Origin of the sequence: Desertimonas flava (assembly GCF_003426815.1) — a bacterium.
In the GTDB taxonomy this organism is placed as follows: Bacteria; Actinomycetota; Acidimicrobiia; order Acidimicrobiales; family Ilumatobacteraceae; genus Desertimonas; species Desertimonas flava.
The window spans coordinates 111,417-130,371 of the sequence record NZ_QKYK01000012.1; the positions used below are offsets into that span (position 1 = coordinate 111,417).

An 18,955-nucleotide genomic window follows, 5' to 3' on the forward strand; every position below is an offset into this window, starting at 1 on the left:
CCGGCTGGGACGGCTACACAAAAAACTGGCTGTGACCTGGGGTTATGGTTCCGCATCGTTCAGCTGGCGCGTTCGAGGATGGGCGGCGGCGTCTCGGCTTCGACGATGTCGGGTGGGCACATGGCGTCGACGCCGATGGTGACCTCGACGGTGAGGGTGAGCCCGGTGTGGTCGCGGTCGGTGGGTGAGCTGGTTTGGCTGCCGGTCCATCGGATGCCCGGGGTGGCGTCGATGGCGTCGCAGACTTTGGCGGTGACCTCGTCGAGGCCGGCGATCTGGGCGTGGTCGGCGCCGTCGTAGGAGATGACGACGGGGACTTGGGCGACCTTGAAGGTGCCGCCGCCGGATTGGCGGTGGCCGGGTGCGGCGACGCCGAGGTAGATGCATGGCATCGCCTCTGACCCGTAGGGGTGGACCCGTCCGGGCAGGACCGGCTCGAGCGTGTCGACGATGAGTTGGCGGGCTTGGGCGAGGCGGTTCATGGTGCGGGTTCTTTCCAGTCGGGGTCGGTGATCCACGCGATGGCGAGCTCGGCCATGAGTGCGTGGGGGTCGCGGTCGACGAGTTCTGCGACGCGTCGGATGTCGAGGGCGACGATGTGGGCGAGGCGTTCGGTGACGGCGGCGTGGAGCTCCGGGTTTCTGGTGAGCGCGGCGAGCGCGGGGCGGCCGAGTTCGTTCCAGTCGTCGATCGCTGCGGTGGCGAGTTCGATGACGGCGGCCGTGATCGAGTCGTCGTTGGGGGTGTTCATCGCTCCACCAGCCGTGAGCCGTCGATGCGTGGTGTGTGGCGGATGTAGGCGTCCATCGGCACGCGGACCGTACCGACCCGCGCCTGGAAGTCGGCGGCCGTCGGGAGGTCGATCGTGCCCGTGACGAAGTTGACGCGGACGGTGCGTTCCTCGACGAGTCCGTCGACCTGCCGCTCGAACTCGCCGCTGTTGCCGATCTCGAGGTCGGCGGTGATGGTTTGGCCCTTGAGGTCGGCGAACACGTCGCCGTCCTTCGCCAGCGACGTGTCGAGCTCGACGGCAACCTTCGTGGTGCGGTCCTTCGTGACCTCGCCGATCGTGTCGTCGAACTGCTTGGTCACGGGGAGGATCCCGACCTCGACGGTCGGCTCGGACTCCTCGATCGCATCGATGTCAGCTTCGAGGCCGTCGACGATGGCCTTGAGGTTGACGGGGACTTCCCAGTCGGGGGAGGCGGCTTCCAGCTCGGCGATGGCCAGCTGTGCTGCTGCGACGGGGTCCTCCAGGCTGAGCGCAGCGATCCGCAACTGCACCTCCGGCGGCAGCCCGTCGATCACACCCTTGATCGAGTCGAGGATGCTGAGCGCCTGCTGCTCGTTCGAGATCACGATCGCCGTCTCCACCTGGGGCGGCAGCAGATTCAGCGCGCCGAGGATCTCTTGGATCTGCTCGTCGGACTCGACGCCGGCGGCGGTGAGCGAGTCCGTGATGGCACGGCGGGTGTCCTCGGCCCAGCGTTGCACCTCGGGGGCGCCGCCGGCTTCGAAGGCCTGCGCCATCTCCGACTGAACGTTGTCCCGGAACCCCGAGAGGGCCTGCAGCACGGGCTGGAGCTCCTCGGGCATGTTCAGCACCTCGTCCCAGCTGTCGGGGACGAGGTCGAGGTTGGCGAAGTCCTCGGAGCCGAGCTCGTCGCGGAGTTCCTTCACCGCGTCGCCGAGCGAGTTCATGCCGTCGACGAACGACACGAGCTCGATCGACTGGGTGAGTTCGCTCATCCGCTCGAGGCCGTCGGTCGCCGCTGTGAACGCCTCACCGCGCAATGCCGCTGCGTCGAGGCCTTCGGCGATGTCGGCGAGGCTGTCACCCATCGCGTCGATCGCCGCCTTGGCGTCGTCGGCGCCCTGCCTCTGTGCTTCCCAGAACTCGAGGCCCTTGTCGAGCACGGTGTCGAGATCCCAGCCGGTCTGTTCGATCACGGCGTTGATCGCCTGCCACTGCGTTTCGCTCGGCTCGAGCCCTTCGCGGAGCGAGTTCGCCGCGTCGGCGATCAACGCCCACGTGAGGCTTGTCGGGTCGATCTCACGGTTCGCGTCTGCCCACCGCCGAGCGGCATCGGCCGCCGTGTCGATCTGCCCGGTGATCTGCGTCCAGATCTCCCCGGCGGTCGCTTCGGGGTTCGCTGCTTTCGCCGCGGCGATGAGTGCCGCGGTGGCGGGGTCGGCTGCTGCGGCGACCGACAGCAGCTTCTCGGCGTAGCCGTCCCAGTCGTTGTCCTGCTGAACGTCGTTGAGCTGCTCGAGCGCCCCGATCTGCTCCCGGTACTGGTTGACCAGCGCGAACGCGGCGTCCTCCTCCATCCCCCACGTGTTGATCAGGAACGACGCGGCGTCGTCGAGGCTTTCGATGTTGTGCACCATCGCGGCGACGGCGTCGATGTGCTCGGGCGGGATCCCGGCCGCCTCGGTGAGCGCGCGCATGGTCGGCATCGCGCTCTCGGTGTCACGCTCGAGACCGGCGATCGTCTCGCCGAGGTCCTCCCACGTCAGCCCGACCGCTCGGAGCGCCTCGTCGATCTTGTTGATCTCGCCGTAGTTCTCCTCGCCGGCGAGCGCCGTGGCGATCGATGCGCCGAACTGCTCGAACGCGTCGCCGCTCGTTTGCGCCGCGCCTTCGAGCCCGCTGACACGGTTCTCGAGTTCGTCGAGCAGGCCGGCGGCCTCGATCGCCGCGTCAGCAACGGCGGCGGTCTGTTCGGCGGTCCGTTCGGCGCGGGTGCCGAACGCCTCGAACGCTTGCGTCGCCGCGAACCCTGCGGCGGCCACGCCGAGCATCGGCCCGGCGACCTTCGCGAGGTTGCTGAGTGAGATGTTGCCGTCGACGGCGTACTCGACGAGCTGGCCGAGCCCGACGCCGAGGGTGCCGACGGCGCCGCCGAGCTCACCGAGGTCCTGGGCCGTGTTGCCGGCCAGGTTGGCGAGCACGCTGCGGGACTGGTCGCCGGAGGCACGGACCCGGCCGAGTGCGCCGTCGACGTTGGTGAGGCCGGAGTTGACCGCATCGAGCTTGATCTGATCGACGCGTTCGATCACGTCGGCAAACTCCTTCGCCTGCGCCTCGATGTCCTCGAACGTGAGACCCATCGACCTCAAGTTGGCGACCATCTCCTCGACGCGTGGCTGGTCGAACGCGGGGCCGAGCGCGTCGCCGATGGCCTTCACGGCGTCGACGGTGCCCTGCAGTTCCGTCTCGGCGTCGTCGGCGAGCGCTCGGAGCGTCTCGAGGGCTTCGGTGACGCGGCTGGGGTCGGTGTCGCCGAGCTCGTCGAGGCGGTCCTCGAGGCGTTCGACGGCGTCGGTGGCGTCGTCGATGCCGGAGGTGTCTGCGTCGAAGCCGACGCGGTAGGTGTATGAATCGCTCACGGTGTGCTCCTCACTGGCGGAAGGGGTTGTTGGCGCGAGCCGACTGGTCGGCGGCGCGACGGATCGTGGTTTGGGCGGTGCGGGTGGCGTTGCGCCAGAGGGGTCGGCGGCGGGTGCCGGGGTGCTGCACGGTCTGCGCGTAGCGGCCGCTGTCGAGCTTGAGGACGCGGCCGCGGCGAGGGCGGATCGTGTGCGCCTTGGCACCGGAGGCGAGCCCCCATGCGGCGCGTGGTGAGGCCGACAGCTCGAGCGCGGCGCCTGCGTTGCTGCCTGAGACGTCGGTGTCGACGTCGAGCCGCATCCGGGCGTTCGAGAGCGTGAGGCTGCCGCGTTCGGATCGGACCGCGTCGAGGACGGCGTCGGCCGCTGGTAGGGCGACGTCGGCGGCGATGGTGCGTGGGAGTTGCTGGGCGCGGCGTGACGCGCCGGCGAGGGCCCGGCCGAGACCACCGGCGCCGGAGGCGTTGACGCGGATCACAGCTGGCGTCCTTCGCTGCTGGAGGCGAGGTGGTCGAGCAGCTCGGCGTCGAGCGCTTCGACCTCCGAGCGTCCGAGTTCGATCGCGTATTCGAGGAGCTGCTCGTGCAACATCTCGATGCAGGTGCGGAGCGCGGCACGGCTCTCGACGTTCGCTTCGAACATCGCCACGATGGCGCGCTGCTCGGCCTGAGCCTGGGCGAGCTCAAGTACGGCGGCTTGGAGTCGCAGCTTCGTGGCGCGGTAGCCGCGGCGGTCGTCGTCGAGCGTGCTCATGCTGTGCGACTCCGGTAGCTGGTAACGCCGGCGTCGGCGTACGCGCCGCGGTGCTCGAGGGCGACGGCGTCGAGGTGGACGTTGGTGCGCCAGCGGACGCCGTCGCGTTCGATGGTGCCGCCGGGTCGTTCGCGGAACTCGATCGACAGGCCCGTGACGCCGTTGGCGAGGAGGTCGGCGACGTCGGCGCGGCGGGTGCTGATCACCTTGAACTCGCCGTGCAGCCCGTCAGTGTGCTCTTCGAGCGAGGTGGCCGGGCCGAGGTAGCCAAGGCCGGCGCCGCCGTGCTTGTGGCGCAGGTCGACGCCGGCAACGGCACCGCCGGTCTGGCCCGCGAACGCACCCCGGCGGAAGCCTTCGCTGTAGCGGTCCCAGGTGCCGTCGGGTCGCGGGTCGGCGACCCGGGCAGAGACGTCGAACGGCACCAGCCGCCCGAACAACTGCCCCTCAGACATCTCGAGGTCGGCGGGGAACGATCGCACCAGCAGCGCCCGGGCGGCGGGGCGGGCGCGGTTGGGAGCGGCTTCGGCGAGTCGTCGATCGACGTGAGCGAGCGCGTCGTCCAGGCTGCCGGCCGGCGGCGCTGGCGGGTCGAGATCGACGATCGGGGTCGTGCTGCGGGTGTGGTGGTCCCACCGCTGGCAGGCCTCGGCGGCGAGGTCCCACAGCCGCCAGTAACGCTCCGGACGGGGCCGCGAGCTCGGGCGTGACTGTTCGACGTCGAACTCGATCCACTCGATCGGTGACGGGGCCACGTTCGCCGGGTTACGCACGAGCGACACCTCGTTGATGCGGTCAACGAGGAAGTGCTCCTGGCCTTCGATGAGTCCGCCGCGGCCGGACTCGCCAGGACTGAAGTACCAGTCCTCGCCTCGCAGGATCGGCACGATCTGGTCGGCGAGACAGCGGGCGACGACTGCGACGCCGAGCGTTGGGCCTCGGGCGATCAGTTCGACCTGTCCGACGGCTTGGCGTGGCAGGTGCTCGAACCACACGGGGATGCGATCGGGCTGCTGTGGGTCGTAGTAGCCGGGCTTGGCCCAGCCGGCAGCCATTCGGCCGGTGCCGTCGCGGTGAAGGTAGATGCCCTCGGGCGTCGTGATGATGCCGAGCAGGGTCACGGTGTTGTCGGGCGTGAGCCGTGAGCGGTCGAACTGATGCCGGAGCTCGACCGTCGACCGCTTCGCCGGCTTGTCGTCCGGTGGCGGTGGTGGTGTGGCGTCGCCGTCGACGATGCGGGGCCGGGCACGTCCCTCGGCGGCGCGGGACACGAGGCTGCCGAGCATCGACGTCCGAGCTCGCCGCCAAAGCCCACCCCACGCCTCCGGCGCCGGGCCCTCTCGGGCGGTGTCGAACGGCAGGACCCGCGCTCTCACGGACCACGGCTCGCGGCGGTCGCTGGTCAGCACGAGACCGGTCAGGACGGCGTCGGTGCCGTCGAGGGCGTACTCGGCGGTGACCCACCAGTCGCCCGACTGGAGCGGCAGGTCGTACCAGCGGGCCCGGTGCCCGGCGCGGATCTCGCCGCGCGACATCACGCGGCCGGCGACGGAGAGCCCGTCAGCCGCGGTGGTTTCGAAGTGCTCGACGTAGCCGACGGTCGCCCCGAGCGCCTTCGGGTGAAGCGAGACGATCGGCACCTGCTCGCGGACCACGAACCGTTCCGGCAGCAGCGGCTCGCGACGCCACGACGGTTCGGGGTTCGGCACCCCGGCGGCCGGGACGATGCTCGCGCCGATCGTCATCCAGCGTTCGGTGTTGGCGGCCGGGACGTAGTCGGTGGCGATCAGCCGGTCGACGTCGATCCTGCCGATCGCTCGTTCGAAGCCGTATGGGTTCTTCATGGGCGTTGCTCCTTGGGTGCGGGCGGTTGTGTCTGGTCTGCTCGCGGCTTCGAGCGATAGGCGTCGGCGAGGGGCTCCCACGGCGACTCGAGGCGTGACTCGACGACTGCGAAGGCGAGCTGCTCGCCGTGCCGTCGCTGCAGTGCTTCGACGAGGAGCTCGGCGCGCCGCTTGTTCGGGCCGAACGTGGCGGTCTGCTCGGCCTCGCCGGCGAGTCGCCAGCGGGCCCGGTAGCCGCGGCGGCCGAGCACGGCTGCCATGTCGACCTCGGGGTGCTCGGCGAGGAGACGTCGGGTCAGCGTGGCCGGCGGGCGGTGCCTTTCGCCGAGGTACTCCACCGTGCGCACTCGCTCCGGTGGCGGCGCGATCTTCGGCTTCGGCACGCTCACGCCGCGCCCTCCCTCGTGAGTGCAGCGACGGCCCGTGCCGCCAGGTCGTGCACGGTGCGGCCCTCACGGCGGTGCCGGCGGTGCACGAGACCCGCGGCACGGACGAGCCGGCGGCCGACGATCGCCGAGCCGAACACGGCGTCGACGTCGACCGGCCTCGACGAGCGCAGCTCGTGAAGCGCACACAGAGCGCAGTCATGCTCCATCGCTGGCCTCCTCGGCTGAAGGTGCCGGATTCGTGACCGGAGTTGCGGCGGCGGTCTGGCGTGGAGCGACGAGCACGCCGTCGCCGGCCTCCGTCAGTGCCGGGCGAATGACCTTTGCGATCGCCCACGGCGCGATCCGCACCATCACGTCGTGGTCGAGCTCGAGCGTGACGACGGCCCGCTCGACCGCGGCCACGATGCCGCGGAGGCCGCACCGCATCTCGACCTCGTCGCCGACGAACGTGTGGACGCGGCGGCGCTTCACGAGGCACCACCCTTCGCCGGTCCGCCACCGCGCAACGCCGGCGACGCATCAAGCGCACCTGCGGCCCGATCCCGGCGGGCCTGATGCCGACGCTCACGGACCTCGGCAGTCTCGGACAGCGGCGCGGAGCCGGGCGGGGACCAGCCGAGAGCCTCGAGCAGGTCGGCGAGCTCGGCGATGACGGCCCTCTCGTCGCGCGGTGTGAGCTTCACCTCGGCGGCGTCGAGCGAAGCCCGGAACGCATCGGCGACCACCGCCTGCGCACGCGTCGTCCACCGATCGCCGATCACGACCGACGCTCCGGAGGGGCAACGGACCCGGGGGTGTTCCTTTCAGGAAACACCCCCCGTGTTCCGATTCTGCTCGGTGAGTGTTCCGAAGTGTTCCGGGACGGTGTTCCTACCTGGTCAGAGGGCATGTCCGTTCTCCTGTCCGACCTGTGTTCCGAATAGTTGCGGGCTCAATGTTCCGGTGGGTGTTCCGACCGTTCCTGAGTGGGTCAGACCGGTGCGGCGATACCGCAGTGCGGCCGCCAAGACCTCGCTCGTTCCGATCTGCCGGCCAGCGGCCTTGAGTGCGGCACGGGCGTCCCGGTTCGATGCCTCCCGGGGCAGATCGAGCTCGTCGAGCTCTCGGGCCTTGGCCTCGGTGCCGGCTGGCCAGCTCGACGCCGAACGGTGGTAGCTGATCGGTGCGGATCCGTCGGCGCCTCGAATGACGAGCGTCATCTCCTTCGCGTACGCGGCAGTGCGGCGATGGGTGGTGGTCAGCTTGACGCCGTGATCGGTCCGCGAGACGAAGACGGCGGCGTCGGGCTTGTCCACCTTCACTGACGACCCACGGGCGCGTTTCTCGTCGCCATGGCCAGCGTTGTCGGTCGTGACGATCGCGACGCCTCGACGCTTGAGCGGAGCGATCGTCAGGTCGTAGAACGGTCGCCACGTGGTGTCGTCGTTCTCTGGGCCATCGACGGCCCCGTTGATGCCATCGATGATGAGGAGATCGACACCGAGCCGGTCGACGTCGGCGAGCAGCAGGCCGGCACCAACGGCCGTGTCGAGCTTCGGGACGATGTCGGTGTAGTGCAGTCCGACCAGGTCCGCAGGGGTCAGGCCAAGGTCGCAGAGCCGCTCGAGGACGTCGAGACGACCCATCTCGGGGTCGACCACCATCACGCAGAGCGGCCGGCGTGCGCCGCCTTCGAACGGATCCTCGCCCCGGTGGCATGCGAGCGCGACATGCATCAGGAGCGTGGACTTGCCGGTCTTCGGCTTGGCCGCGAGTGCTGTCCAGCGGCCCCGGAACGCAAATTCGTCGACCACCGGGCGCTCGTCGACGACGCCAGAGAACAGCGCATCCCAGTCGACGAACTCCATCCCGGCCCGCTGGCTCGTCGTCCGCGACGCCGCCGGCATCTCGTCGATGGCGCGGGTGATCGCTCTGTCGTCGCCCTCCCATGCCGCTCGGCTGAGCTCAGATGCCGCGGTGATGAGTCGACGCCGACGGGACGTGTCGGCGATCCGCTCGACGTAGATGCCGACGGCGGACACGCTCGGTGTGGCGTTCTGCAGCCGGTGCAGTGCCTCGAGCCCGCCCGCGGCGTCGAGCGTTCCGGCCGCGCGCATCTCCTCGGCGACGGTGACGACGTCGACGTCGTCACCGGATGCGTACACCTGGCAGATGGCATCGAAGATCAGGCGATGGCTCGGGCTGTGGAAGTCGGACTGATCGAGCGACGCACGGCCAACCGCAGCGAACGGGTCAGCTCCGACCGCAGGGCCGAGCAGCAGACAGCCCAACAGCGCGCCCTCGGCGTCGAGCGCGTGGGGTGGCTCGGGGCGGCTTGTCGTCGTCACCGAGACCCCTGACTATGGGCGTCCGCATACTGCCGGGCGGTGTGCCTCAGCGCGTCGGCGGCGCTGGATTGTCCGGCCTGCTCGGAACGGTCGGCGGCCACCAGGCGCTCGAGCACCTCGCCGCACGGCCGACCGTCGGCGCAACGCTGGTGTGCCCGACGGATAGAATTCCCATCGTCACCAACGCCTCGGAGACAACTCGCCCGCCCGCCGCCCGTCCCATCCCCGGGCGGCGGCGGCGCGTCAGGCGGCGGATGCACCGTCAGCCCGCTTCCGAGCTCGAGCCTGCGCCGACTTCAGCGCGAGTCCGGCGTAGTGCGCTCGCTTCGCTGCCTCAGCTGCGGCCAGCCGCTGCTCATCTGTGGCGTCGGCGAAGCGGACCGGGTCGAGCTTGGCGATCCAGTAGTCGATCGAGCCGGGGCCGGCATTGCGACCTCGCTGGGTGCGGGCGGTACGGTCGGGCGTGTTCGCCCAGGACTTGAGGCCGCCGAGACGGCCGGAGAGTTGACGGTGTGGCGCAGCAGCGCGGGACATCAGAACCTCCGAGGTTCCTAGTCACCTGAGCTACTGGTGTTCTCCCGGCCAAGGGCGTGCGCACCGTACTGGTAGGGATCCGGAGATCCGCTGGTCTCTCCCGGCTCGGCCGACCAAACCGATGTGCAGGGGGAGGACGAGTCCTTCGATCGGACGCTTCGGGTGCTGTACCGGAGGCCGGTACCGCCAGGCCGCTCTATGTCACAGCGGACTATAACGCACGTCGACGCGAGCGCGGAGTTTCTTGCCTGTGCTGGGGTCATGCGTCGGTCGGATGATCAGCCCGAACTCCTGCCCGCACGAACACGTCCCCACGTACTGGCGGACGACGTCTCGGCGCCCGCTGACGTTGCGCATGCGGACGTTCGGCTCAGGCTGAGCGAAACCGTACGCGTCGACACGGGCGACTCGCCGCTGATCACACGCCGCCCGGCAGCAGTTCACCGGCGTGCCGTCGCCCGGCGCCATCTCGTATCGGTCCAGCCGGGACCACTTCGAGTATCGCCCCTTCTCGGTCATCACAGATCTCCGGCGATGTTGAGGCGGGCATGTTCGGCGCGGCCGCGCTCGGCTGCTGCGGACCGGGCGTATCGGCGGACCATCTGTGACGAGCGCCAGCCGGCCTCGGACATCAGCCCGCCTTCTGTGCCGCCGGCGGCGAGCCACCGGTGAGCGAACGCGTGGCGCCACGCGTGCGGGTTCGCCCGCTCGACACCGGCGCGCTCGGCGCGGCGCTGCAGCAGCTGCTGGATCCCACCACCGGTGAGCGGCCCGAGCTTGCCGATCCACAGCCGATCCGTCGTCGAGCCCTTCGGGTGCAGCTTCCGGGCCCGCAAGTAGCGACGGAGCGCGAGCGCGGTGCCGTCCTCGATGTGCACGAGCCGCTCACGGCGCCCCTTGCCCATCACCCGGACCGTCTGTGCACGGAGGTCGAGGTCGTCGAGCGTGAGGCCGGCCACCTCGGAGCGGCGGCACCCGGTGGTGAGCAGGAACCGCATGAGCGCGAGGTCGCGCACGCCGTCGAAGTCGGCGCCGCAGGTGGCGAAGATCTGCCGGAGTTCGTCGTCGGAGAGGACCGGGGTGAGCAGTTCGGGCCGCTGCGGCCGCTCGACGCCGGCCATCGGGTCCTCGGCGCAGAGCCGCTCGACGGTCGCCCACTTGAAGAACGCCAGCAGGCCGCCCCATCGGGTGACGGCCGTGGAGGCGCTGGTGCGCTCGAGGACCGCCACGAGGTACGAGCGGATGTCGGCCGGGGAGATCTCGTCGACGGTCGTGGCGACACCACGCTGGCGCTGGTGCTCGAGCAACTGTACGACGGACGTGGCGTACGTCTTGCGTGTCTCGGGCGACCGGTTCAGCTGTCGGAGCGTCAGATCCCACTCGTCGAGGGCGTCCTCGAGCTCGACGCCGGCCGTGATCCGCTCGTGCGCCGGCGGCTTCCGCTTCGTCATCGAGACGAAAGATACCGCATGGATGAGCGTTGTAGGTGTATGGTGTGATCCACCAAACAGCTAACTAGCTGCGGATACAGTCCTCGCACCCTTGCCGGGAACCAAACGGTAGGCGTCATACACCGAATCGATGGCCTTGATCGTGCGCACCACGGCGGCCAGGTGGCCGGGATCGGCGAGCTCGAACTCGAAGCGCATCTTGGCCACCCGGTCGCTCCCGGTGGCCGTCTCGCAGGCCACGATGTTCACCCGATTCTCGGCCATCGCGTTGGCGACGTCGCGGAGCAGCCGCGACCGGTCGAGCGCCACCACCTCGACGGCGGCACGGTAGACGGCGGAGTGGCGCTCGCCCTCCCAGTCGACCTCGATCATGCGGATCGACTGCTCGTTGCCGAGCGACACGGCGTTGGCGCAGTCGGCGCGATGCACGCTGACCCCGCGACCGCGCGTGATGAACCCGATGATCTCGTCACCGGGCACTGGCGTGCAGCAGGCGGCGAGGCGGACGAGGACGTCGTCGAGTCCTTCGACGTGGACGCCGACGTCGTCGGCGCGCGCCCGATGGCGCCGGGGACGCTGCACCGTCGCCGGCAGCTGCTCTTCGCCGTCACCGCCGTGCAGGCCACGAGCCACCCGCTGGGCGACGCTCCGCGCCGACACGTGATGCTCGCCGATGGCCGCCAACAGGGCGTCGAGATCGGTATAGCCGAGACTGCTGATGACGTCGCGCACCTGGTCGGACGCCCACATGCGCTGCACAGGGAGGCCCTCGCGCCGCAGTGAGTCGGCAAGGGCCTCGCGGCCGTTCTCGATCATGTCGACGCGCCGCTCGCGGGAGAACCACTGGCGGATCTTGTTACGGGCCCGCGGCGACTTGACGAACGACAGCCAGTCCTGCGACGGTCCGGCCGCCTCGACCTTGGACGTGAAGATCTCGCACGTGTCGCCGCTGACGAGCTGATAGTCGAGGGAGACGAGCCGGCCGTTGACCTTGGCGCCGACGCAGGCGTGGCCGACCTCGGTGTGCACGGCGTAGGCGAAGTCCACGGTGGTGGACCCCGGCGGCAGGGTGATCACCCGGCCCTTGGGCGTGAAGACGAAGACCTCCTCCTGCTGCAGGTCGGTCTTCAGGCTCTGCATGAAGTGGGCCGGATCGGTGACGTCGGCCTGCCAGTCGATGATGCGGTTCAGCCAGTCGATGTCGGCGGACTGGCTGGTGTCGGGACGGCCGTTGCGGTTCTTGCTGGCGTCCTTGTACGCCCAGTGGGCGGCGACGCCCCACTCGGCGCGCTGGTGCATCTCGCGTGTGCGGATCTGCACCTCGATGGGCTTGCCCATCGGACCGATGACCGTGGTGTGCAAACTCTGGTAGAGGTTGAACTTGGGCATCGCGATGTAGTCCTTGAAGCGCCCGACGACGGGTCGCCACCGGCCGTGAATGCTGCCGAGGGCGGCGTAGCAGTCCTTCGTCGAGTCGACGATGAGGCGGATGGCGACGAGGTCGAAGATGTCGTCGAACTCGCGGCCCTTCACCACCATCTTCTCGTAGAGGCTCCACAGGTGCTTGCCGCGTCCGGTGACCTCGGCGTGGATGCCCACCTCGGCGAGGCGGGCCCGCACCTCGGCCACGGCCGCGGCGAGATAGACGTCGCGCTCGGGCGACCGCGAGCTGACGAGCTGGTCGAGCTCGGCGAAGCGCTTGGGGTGGAGACTGGCGAACGCCAGGTCCTCGAGCTGCTGCTTCATCTCCTGCATGCCCAGCCGATGGGCCAGGGGGGCGTAGATGTCGAGGGTCTCCTGGGCGATGCGCTGCTGCTTGTCCGACGGCATCGCAGCGATGGTGCGCATGTTGTGCAGCCGGTCGGCCAGCTTGATGAGCAGCACCCGCAGGTCTGCCGCCATGGCGACGAGCATCTTGCGCATCGTCGCCGCCTGCTGGGCCTCGCGGGAGTCGAACTGGATGCGGTCGAGCTTGGTGACGCCATCGACGATGGCCGCGATCTCGGCCCCGAAGTTGCGGTCGACGTCGTCGAGGGTGATCTCGGTGTCCTCGACCGCGTCGTGGAGCAGCGCGGCGGCGACGGTGATCTCGTCGAGACCGAGCTCGGCGATGATGCGGGCCACGGCGAGCGGGTGATTGATGTAGCTCTCGCCGCTGGAGCGCAGCTGGGAATGATGGGCGGCCGCGGCGACCTGGTAGGCGTTGGAGATGACGGCGACGGGCGCCTTCGGGTGGCGACCGCGGTATGACGACAGCAGCGGTGCCAGTTCGGCGGGCGTGGCCGATTCATGGTGTCGCCGCCAGGGCAGGACTCGATCGACGGTGCCCATCGGCTACTCCGTGTCGCTGTCCGAGGTGGCGCCGGTGGCCTGGTAGCGGGCGAGCGACTCGATGCGATAGTCGGCCAGGCGCTGAACGCCGCCCAGGTCGGTGAGCTCGATGAGGAATCCGAGGCCGACGATGTCACCGCCGAGCCCCTGCACGAGCCGGGCCGTCGCGGAAGCGGTGCCGCCCGTCGCCAGGACGTCGTCGACCACGAGAATGCGCTCGTCGGGATGGATCGCGTCGCGGTGGATCTCGAGCTTGTCGGAGCCGTACTCGAGCGTGTACTCCTCACGGGCGACCGCCCACGGGAGCTTGCCCGCCTTGCGCACGGGGACGAAGCCGGCGCCGAGGCGATAGGCCACCGGCGCGGCGAGGATGAAGCCTCGAGCCTCGATGCCCACGACGCGGTCGACGCTGACATCGGCGAATCGTGCCGACAGCTCGTCGACGGCCCGGGAGAACCCGGCGGCGTCGCCGAGCAGTGGTGTGATGTCACGGAACGTGACGCCGTCGGTGGGATAGTCGGCGATGTCGCGGATCAGCGACGTGAGCCAGCCGGCATCAGCAGTCACGGTCATGACCAAAGGATACGGGCTACGACCGACGGAACCGCAGCATGCGGCGTGCGTGCGGGTTCAGCGAGCGTCCTGAAGTCCGAGCGGCCAAGCCGAAGGAGGAGCTTGCTCCGAGCGAGGCGTTCACGCGGCCTGCGTGGCCTCGTGAGCTTCAGCGAAGCGCTTGTAGGGAACGCAGCGGTGCGAACTGCGTGCGGGTTCAGCGAGCGCAGCGAGCGTCCTGAAGTCCGAGCGGCCAAGCCGAAGGAGGAGCTTGCTCCGACTGAGGCGTTCACGCGGCCTGCGTTGCCCCGTGAGCTTCAGCGAAGCGCTTGTAGGGAACGCAGCGGTGCGAACTGCGTGCGGGTTCAGCGAGCGCAGCGAGCGTCCTGAAGTCCGAGCGGCCAAGCCGAAGGAGGAGCTTGCTCCGACTGAGGCGTTCACGCGGCCTGCGTGGCCGGGGAACGCAGGTGATCAGTGGCGCTTCTTCTTGCGGGCCCGCGGCGGGTGGCTGAGCAGCTGCTCGGTGGTGGCCTCGACCGGCGCCCGCTTGGGCGACCGTACGGCCGATTGCGCCGCCTCGTCGAGCTCACCCTCGTCCACGGCGGCGGAGCCGCCTGCCCGGCGGCGTTCGCCGGCGGAGGAGCCGGTGCCGCGGGAGCCCCGGCGGCGCCCGGTCTTCGGCGCGAGCACCCCGACACCGCGGACGACGATGTGGCGCAACTCCTCGCCGACCAGCCAGTCGGGCTCGCCGTTGCGGGCGCCGTTGGCGCCCTTGAGCCAGCCGAGGATCGGCGTGGCGATGTAGATCGACGAGTAGGCGCCGGTGACCATGCCGATGAACAGGGCGATGCCGAACTCCCGCAGCGTGACCTGCCCGAGCAGGCCGGACCCGATGACGAGCAGCGACACGACGGGCAGCAGCGCCGACACCGACGTGTTGAGCGACCGGAGGAGCACCTGGTTGGTGGAGATGTTGACGAGATCGGCGCCGTTGAGCCCGGCGGCGGCGATGCGGCGCTCGTTCTCCTTGATGCGGTCGAAGACGACGACGGTGTCGTAGAGCGAGTAGCCGAGGATCGTCAAGAAGGCCGTCACCGTCGCCGGCGTGACCTCGAACCCGAACACCGAGTAGATGCCGGCGGCGATCACGATGTCGTGGAGCATGGCGAGGATCGCGCTGACCGCCATGCGCCATTCGAAGCGGATGGAGATCACGACGAAGATCAGGGCGATGAACACCACCAGGGCGATGATCGCCTTACGCGTGATCTCGTCGCCCCAGCTGGCCGAGACCGCCGAGACGCTCACGTCCTCGGCGTCGACGCCCACCCGCTCTGCGAGCGCCACCTGCACGGCGTCGCGCACGTCGGGATCGACGTCCTCGATCTGGATCTTGACGATCTCGCCGCTCGACGAGCGTCGTTCCTCGACCTTGGCGTCGCTGCCGTTGACGCCGTTGTCACTGAGCAGACCGCGCGCAGCGTCCGTGTCGAAGCCCTCGGCCGCCGGCACGTCGAAGGAGATGCCGCCCTCGAACTCGATGCCGAGGTTGAGCCAGCGGGTCGACAGGGAGATCACGCTGATGACGATCAGGAGGAGCGAGACGCCGAAGCCCCACATGCGCCGACCCCAGAAGTCGATGGCCGTCTGTCCGAGGAACAGCCGCTTGCTCGCCTTCTTGGCGATGCGCTGGCCGGGAGCCTCGGCGTCGACCGGGGCGAGCGTGTCGGTCGTGGTCATCACTCGTACTCCTTGAGGCCGAAGGTGTCGCCACGGTCGAGCCAGCCGTTGGCGGCCAGCAGCACGACGGAGGGCCTGGTGAAGAAGTAGAACACGATCACGTCACACACCGTCGTGATGCCGAGGTAGAGGGCGAACCCCCGGACGGACCCGACGCTGAGGATGAACAGCACGACGGCGGCGATGATCGACACCAGGTCGGCGGCGAGGATCGTCCGCCACGTGGACTTGAAGCTGCGCTGGGCCGAGTTCTTGATCGTGCGCCCGTGGCGCACCTCGTCCTTGATGCGTTCGAAGTACACGACGTAGCTGTCGACGGTGACGCCGATGGACACGACGATGCCCGCCACGCCTGCCAACGTCAGCGCGTAGTTGGTGGTCTGCGACACGAAGGCGGCCACCGAGTAGATGAGCATCGCCCACACCGCGATGCCGGCGAGGACGACCACGATCAGCCGGCGGTAGAAGAACGCCAGCAGGAGGAGCACGAGCACGACGCCGGCGAGGGCGGCGAAGATCGACGCGTTCAGCGAGTCGCGGCCGAGCGTGGCCGACACGGTCTGCACGTTCTCGGCCCGGACGTCGATGGGGAACGCACCACGGTTCAGCACTCGGGCGAGCGAACGCGCCTCGCCCTCGCTGAAGTTGCCGGTGATCGACACGCCCTCGCTGAAGTTCGCCGTCTGGACCTGGGGCGCACTCTGCACCACGCCGTCCATCACGATGGCGATCAGCCCGTAGGGGCACGACTGGTCACCCGACAAGCACGTGCTGGCCAGGCTGTTGAAGACGGACGAGCCCACGGGCGACAGCCCGACGTCGACCTGCCAGGCGCCGCCGTTCAGCGTCGCCTTGGCCGAGTCGCGCTCGAAGAGGAAGCCGGTCAGCTCGCCGTTGGGGCCGCGCTGCACTGGTCCGACGGTGCATTCGTTGCCGTCGACATCGGGCAGGACGACGGACGAGTCCTCGTCGGTGGGCGGCAGCGGGGTGAACGGGGACGCCGGCGGGGTGCCGAAGTCGCCGGGACCGATCGGTCCGAGCGGGGGCTCGGTGGTCGTCGTGGTCGACTCGGCGACGCTGCTGTCGACCGTCGTGTCGTCGGTCGCCGTGTCGTCGGTTGCGGTGTCGTCGGTTGCGGTGTCGTCGGTTGCGGTGTCGTCGGTCGCCGCGTCGGTCGGCTCGGAGGACGGCGGCGTCGAGGTGCCGGCGGCGGCCGGACGACGCATGCCGGCGGGGCCGTCGGTGGTGGCGGCGGGATCACTGGTCGCCGGCACCGTCGAGGCCGTGGCGTCGGTGGTCGAGGCCGGGCTGTCGCTCGCCGCGGGAGTGCTCTCGTCGGCAGGGGTCGACGAGCCAGGGGCGGACGATTCGGGGGCGCCGCTGTCGGGCACGCTGCTGTCGGGCACGCTGCTGTCGGCGGCTGCCTCATCGGTCGGCGCCACACAGGGGCTGACGACCGGCCGCAGCGTGACGATGCCGGCCACGTCGACCGCGGCCAGGGCGTCGCGCTGGTCCTTGATGCCGGGCAGGTCGACCACGACGTTGTCGCCTTCGACCCGGACCTCGGGCTCGGCGATGCCGCGATCCTCGAGCTCGTCGCGGATCAGGTCACGGATGGTCAGCAGGTCGTCGTGGGTCGCCTCCTCGGTCGGCGCGAGGACGACCGAGACACCACCCTGCAGGTCGAGGCCGAGCGCCGGCTCGTTGCCGACGCCCAGGTTGATGCCGAGCAGGACCGCGGCAACGAGGACGATCCCGCCGAGCGAGATCCACAGCCGGCGCTGGATCATTCGTCGCCGGACTCTGCGCTCTCGGCGGTCGCCGCCGTCGACGTCCCCTTGAGTGTCGGTCGCGCCGGGGCCGACTTCGACGTCTTGGCGCCCCCCTTCGGAGCGGCCGGCGGAGCGGCGTCCGTGTCGTCGTCGGCCGGCTCGTCGTCATCCGTGGGCGCGGCCTCGGCGACCGGCGTGGCGCTCGTGCTCACCTTGCCCGAGATCGCCGCGCGGGTGACCCGGATCTGCACGTCATCGTCGATCTCGACCCAGACCACATCGCTGCCGTCCTCCATCGCCGTGATGAACCCGTACACGCCGGACGTGAGGAGCACCTCGTCGCCCACGGTGATGCTGCTCTGCAGCTCCTGAGCGGCCAGCCGGCGCTTCTTGTTCGGCCGGATGAGCAGGAAGTACATCCCGAGCGGGATCAGCAGGAGGATGCCGACGTTGAAGATCGTGGCGGCCGTGCTGGAGCCGTCGTCGTCGTCTTCCTCGGCCTGCGTCGTCGAGGCGGCCTCTTCAGCCTCGCTGCCGCTGCTCGCCGCGACGTACTCGGCGGCAAACGGCGAGGCGGAGAATGCAGGGTGCTCGGCGAGCGACTCGGGCAGCGTGAGGTGAAGGTGCATGAAGATGGTGATCCGATCAGTCCCGGTCCGGTCCCGGGCCGTCGGGCAGCCTACAACGCGAGTCGCTCAAGCTCACCGCGATGGTCATCCCCAGACCGACAGGACCTCGCGACGCAGGTCGGCGAACGTTCCGGCGATGATCGAGGCCCGGATCCGGGCCATCAGGTCGATCGTCCACGCCAGATTGTGGATGCTGACGAGCCGCGCCGCCGTGGGCTCCGACACGTTGAACAGGTGCCGCAGGTAGCCGCGCGTGTGCCGCGCGCACACCTCGCAACCACACGTCGGGTCGATCGGCCCGTCGTCGCCGGCGTACGAGGCGTTCTTCACGTGGACCTTCCCCGACGATGTCAGCGCCGTTCCGTGGCGCCCGAGGCGGGTCTGCATGACGCAGTCGAACTGGTCGACACCCAGGTTCACGGCCTCGACGATCCTCGCCGGGTCGCCGACGCCCATGAGGTAGCGGGGCCGATCGACCGGCAGCTCGGCCGTGGCGGCGGCGAGAGCCGGCACCATCTCCTCCCGGCTCTCCCCCACGGACAGGCCTCCGATTCCGTACCCGTCGAACTCGAGGGCGGCGGTCGACTTGGCGCTCTGGGCCCGCAGGTCAGGGTCGATGCCGCCCTGGACGATGCCGAAGAGCGACTGATCGCTGCGGCGGTGGGCGTCCCGGGCGCGGGCAGCCCACTCCGAGGTGCGGCGGACGGCGAGCACGATCACGTCGGGCGAGCTGGGCAGCGGCGGGCACACGTCGAGCACCATCTGGATGTCGGCGCCGAGCCGCTCCTGCGTGTCGATTGCACCCTCCGGAGTGAACCGGTGGGTCGATCCGTCGTACACGCTGCGGAACGTGACGCCGTCGTCGTCCACCTTGGGATCGAGGGAGAACACCTGGAAGCCGCCCGAGTCGGTGAGCGTGAGCCCGTCCCAGCCGGCGAACCGGCCGAGTCCGCCGAACCGGGCCACGGCGTCGGCGCCTGGGCGCATCATCAGGTGATAGGTGTTGCCGAGCACGATCCGCGCGCCGATCCGCTCGTAGTCGTCTGCACTCAGGTACTTCACGGCGCCGCGGGTGCCCACCGGCATGAAGCACGGCGTGTCGTAGTCGCCGCGGGCGGTGGTCGCCACCCCGGCGCGGGCCGCCCCGTCGGTGGCCTGGACGTCGATGGAGACCGTGAACACGCCGGACAACTGTACGGGCCAGCAATGCGGCACCGACCCGCGACGCCCGCCGGGCGGG

19 protein-coding genes are annotated in these 18,955 nt (G+C 69.8%); all 19 read right to left on the reverse strand.

The genetic code is table 11. The features are described from left to right. Positions 1-59 precede the first annotated feature (59 nt). The 19 genes from DN771_RS15445 to tgt all read right to left on the reverse strand — a co-directional run bounded on the left by DN771_RS15445 (position 60) and on the right by tgt (position 18,897). On the reverse strand, positions 60-482 hold the full coding sequence (locus DN771_RS15445) for a hypothetical protein (RefSeq protein WP_116998438.1): 423 nt from the start codon (positions 480-482) through the stop codon (positions 60-62). Beyond that, positions 479-751 (reverse strand): hypothetical protein, encoded by a 273-nt coding sequence (locus DN771_RS15450; RefSeq protein ID WP_116998439.1) that lies wholly within the window; start codon positions 749-751, stop codon positions 479-481. The genes DN771_RS15445 and DN771_RS15450 overlap by 4 nt, the downstream gene beginning before the upstream one ends. Beyond that, positions 748-3,393: a hypothetical protein gene (locus DN771_RS15455; protein ID WP_116998440.1), complete on the reverse strand. Its 2,646-nt coding sequence runs from the start codon at positions 3,391-3,393 to the stop codon at positions 748-750. Before DN771_RS15455 ends, DN771_RS15450 begins: the two co-directional genes overlap by 4 nt. Positions 3,394-3,403: 10 nt before the next feature. Then, positions 3,404-3,871, reverse strand: coding sequence for a hypothetical protein (locus tag DN771_RS15460; RefSeq protein WP_116998441.1), 468 nt, complete (start codon positions 3,869-3,871; stop codon positions 3,404-3,406). Further along, complete coding sequence (locus tag DN771_RS15465; RefSeq protein ID WP_116998442.1) at positions 3,868-4,146, reverse strand: hypothetical protein; 279 nt, start codon at positions 4,144-4,146, stop codon at positions 3,868-3,870. The genes DN771_RS15460 and DN771_RS15465 overlap by 4 nt, the downstream gene beginning before the upstream one ends. Continuing rightward, positions 4,143-5,990 (reverse strand): HK97 family phage prohead protease, encoded by a 1,848-nt coding sequence (locus tag DN771_RS15470; RefSeq protein ID WP_116998443.1) that lies wholly within the window; start codon positions 5,988-5,990, stop codon positions 4,143-4,145. The genes DN771_RS15465 and DN771_RS15470 overlap by 4 nt, the downstream gene beginning before the upstream one ends. Continuing rightward, positions 5,987-6,379 carry a hypothetical protein gene (locus DN771_RS15475; RefSeq protein WP_162941999.1) on the reverse strand — a complete coding sequence of 131 codons (393 nt, stop codon included), beginning with the start codon at positions 6,377-6,379 and terminating at the stop codon, positions 5,987-5,989. The genes DN771_RS15470 and DN771_RS15475 overlap by 4 nt, the downstream gene beginning before the upstream one ends. Continuing rightward, complete coding sequence (locus tag DN771_RS15480; RefSeq protein ID WP_116998445.1) at positions 6,376-6,585, reverse strand: hypothetical protein; 210 nt, start codon at positions 6,583-6,585, stop codon at positions 6,376-6,378. The genes DN771_RS15475 and DN771_RS15480 overlap by 4 nt, the downstream gene beginning before the upstream one ends. After that, complete coding sequence (locus DN771_RS15485; RefSeq protein WP_116998446.1) at positions 6,575-6,850, reverse strand: preprotein translocase subunit YajC; 276 nt, start codon at positions 6,848-6,850, stop codon at positions 6,575-6,577. The genes DN771_RS15480 and DN771_RS15485 overlap by 11 nt, the downstream gene beginning before the upstream one ends. Then, positions 6,847-7,140, reverse strand: coding sequence for a hypothetical protein (locus tag DN771_RS15490; RefSeq protein WP_116998447.1), 294 nt, complete (start codon positions 7,138-7,140; stop codon positions 6,847-6,849). Before DN771_RS15490 ends, DN771_RS15485 begins: the two co-directional genes overlap by 4 nt. 117 nt (positions 7,141-7,257) lie before the next feature. Then, positions 7,258-8,706 (reverse strand): DnaB-like helicase N-terminal domain-containing protein, encoded by a 1,449-nt coding sequence (locus DN771_RS15495; protein WP_116998448.1) that lies wholly within the window; start codon positions 8,704-8,706, stop codon positions 7,258-7,260. Positions 8,707-8,949: 243 nt separating this feature from the next. Continuing rightward, on the reverse strand, positions 8,950-9,240 hold the full coding sequence (locus tag DN771_RS15500) for a hypothetical protein (protein ID WP_116998449.1): 291 nt from the start codon (positions 9,238-9,240) through the stop codon (positions 8,950-8,952). A 518-nt stretch (positions 9,241-9,758) separates the two neighbouring features. Further along, on the reverse strand, positions 9,759-10,691 hold the full coding sequence (locus tag DN771_RS15510; protein WP_116998451.1) for a tyrosine-type recombinase/integrase: 933 nt from the start codon (positions 10,689-10,691) through the stop codon (positions 9,759-9,761). A gap of 60 nt (positions 10,692-10,751) precedes the next feature. Continuing rightward, on the reverse strand, positions 10,752-13,022 hold the full coding sequence (locus DN771_RS15515) for a RelA/SpoT family protein (RefSeq protein WP_116998452.1): 2,271 nt from the start codon (positions 13,020-13,022) through the stop codon (positions 10,752-10,754). Positions 13,023-13,025: 3 nt separating this feature from the next. After that, positions 13,026-13,595 carry an adenine phosphoribosyltransferase gene (locus tag DN771_RS15520; RefSeq protein ID WP_116998453.1) on the reverse strand — a complete coding sequence of 190 codons (570 nt, stop codon included), beginning with the start codon at positions 13,593-13,595 and terminating at the stop codon, positions 13,026-13,028. 450 nt (positions 13,596-14,045) lie between these two features. Further along, complete coding sequence (gene secF / locus DN771_RS15525) at positions 14,046-15,314, reverse strand: protein translocase subunit SecF (protein ID WP_162942000.1); 1,269 nt, start codon at positions 15,312-15,314, stop codon at positions 14,046-14,048. Next, the gene (gene secD / locus DN771_RS15530) at positions 15,314-17,104 is read right to left on the reverse strand and encodes a protein translocase subunit SecD (RefSeq protein ID WP_116998455.1); all 1,791 of its coding nucleotides are present in this window, start codon (positions 17,102-17,104) and stop codon (positions 15,314-15,316) included. Before secD ends, secF begins: the two co-directional genes overlap by 1 nt. After that, positions 17,101-17,715, reverse strand: coding sequence for a preprotein translocase subunit YajC (yajC, locus tag DN771_RS15535; RefSeq protein ID WP_116998456.1), 615 nt, complete (start codon positions 17,713-17,715; stop codon positions 17,101-17,103). The genes secD and yajC overlap by 4 nt, the downstream gene beginning before the upstream one ends. An 84-nt stretch (positions 17,716-17,799) precedes the next feature. Further along, positions 17,800-18,897: a tRNA guanosine(34) transglycosylase Tgt gene (gene tgt, locus DN771_RS15540; RefSeq protein ID WP_116998457.1), complete on the reverse strand. Its 1,098-nt coding sequence runs from the start codon at positions 18,895-18,897 to the stop codon at positions 17,800-17,802. Positions 18,898-18,955: the final 58 nt, after the last annotated feature.

Bases quoted from the DNA above. Each gene is read 5' to 3' on its own strand.
- DN771_RS15465 (WP_116998442.1), bottom strand. From the start codon at position 4,146: ATGAGCACGCTCGACGACGACCGCCGCGGCTACCGCGCCACGAAGCTG.
- DN771_RS15470 (WP_116998443.1), bottom strand. From the start codon at position 5,990: ATGAAGAACCCATACGGCTTCGAACGAGCGATCGGCAGGATCGACGTC.
- DN771_RS15520 (WP_116998453.1), bottom strand. From the start codon at position 13,595: ATGACCGTGACTGCTGATGCCGGCTGGCTCACGTCGCTGATCCGCGAC.
- secF (WP_162942000.1), bottom strand. From the start codon at position 15,314: ATGACCACGACCGACACGCTCGCCCCGGTCGACGCCGAGGCTCCCGGC.
- DN771_RS15450 (WP_116998439.1), bottom strand. From the start codon at position 751: ATGAACACCCCCAACGACGACTCGATCACGGCCGCCGTCATCGAACTC.
- yajC (WP_116998456.1), bottom strand. From the start codon at position 17,715: ATGCACCTTCACCTCACGCTGCCCGAGTCGCTCGCCGAGCACCCTGCA.
- DN771_RS15515 (WP_116998452.1), bottom strand. From the start codon at position 13,022: ATGGGCACCGTCGATCGAGTCCTGCCCTGGCGGCGACACCATGAATCG.
- DN771_RS15510 (WP_116998451.1), bottom strand. From the start codon at position 10,691: ATGACGAAGCGGAAGCCGCCGGCGCACGAGCGGATCACGGCCGGCGTC.
- secD (WP_116998455.1), bottom strand. From the start codon at position 17,104: ATGATCCAGCGCCGGCTGTGGATCTCGCTCGGCGGGATCGTCCTCGTT.
- DN771_RS15500 (WP_116998449.1), bottom strand. From the start codon at position 9,240: ATGTCCCGCGCTGCTGCGCCACACCGTCAACTCTCCGGCCGTCTCGGC.
- DN771_RS15480 (WP_116998445.1), bottom strand. From the start codon at position 6,585: ATGGAGCATGACTGCGCTCTGTGTGCGCTTCACGAGCTGCGCTCGTCG.
- DN771_RS15445 (WP_116998438.1), bottom strand. From the start codon at position 482: ATGAACCGCCTCGCCCAAGCCCGCCAACTCATCGTCGACACGCTCGAG.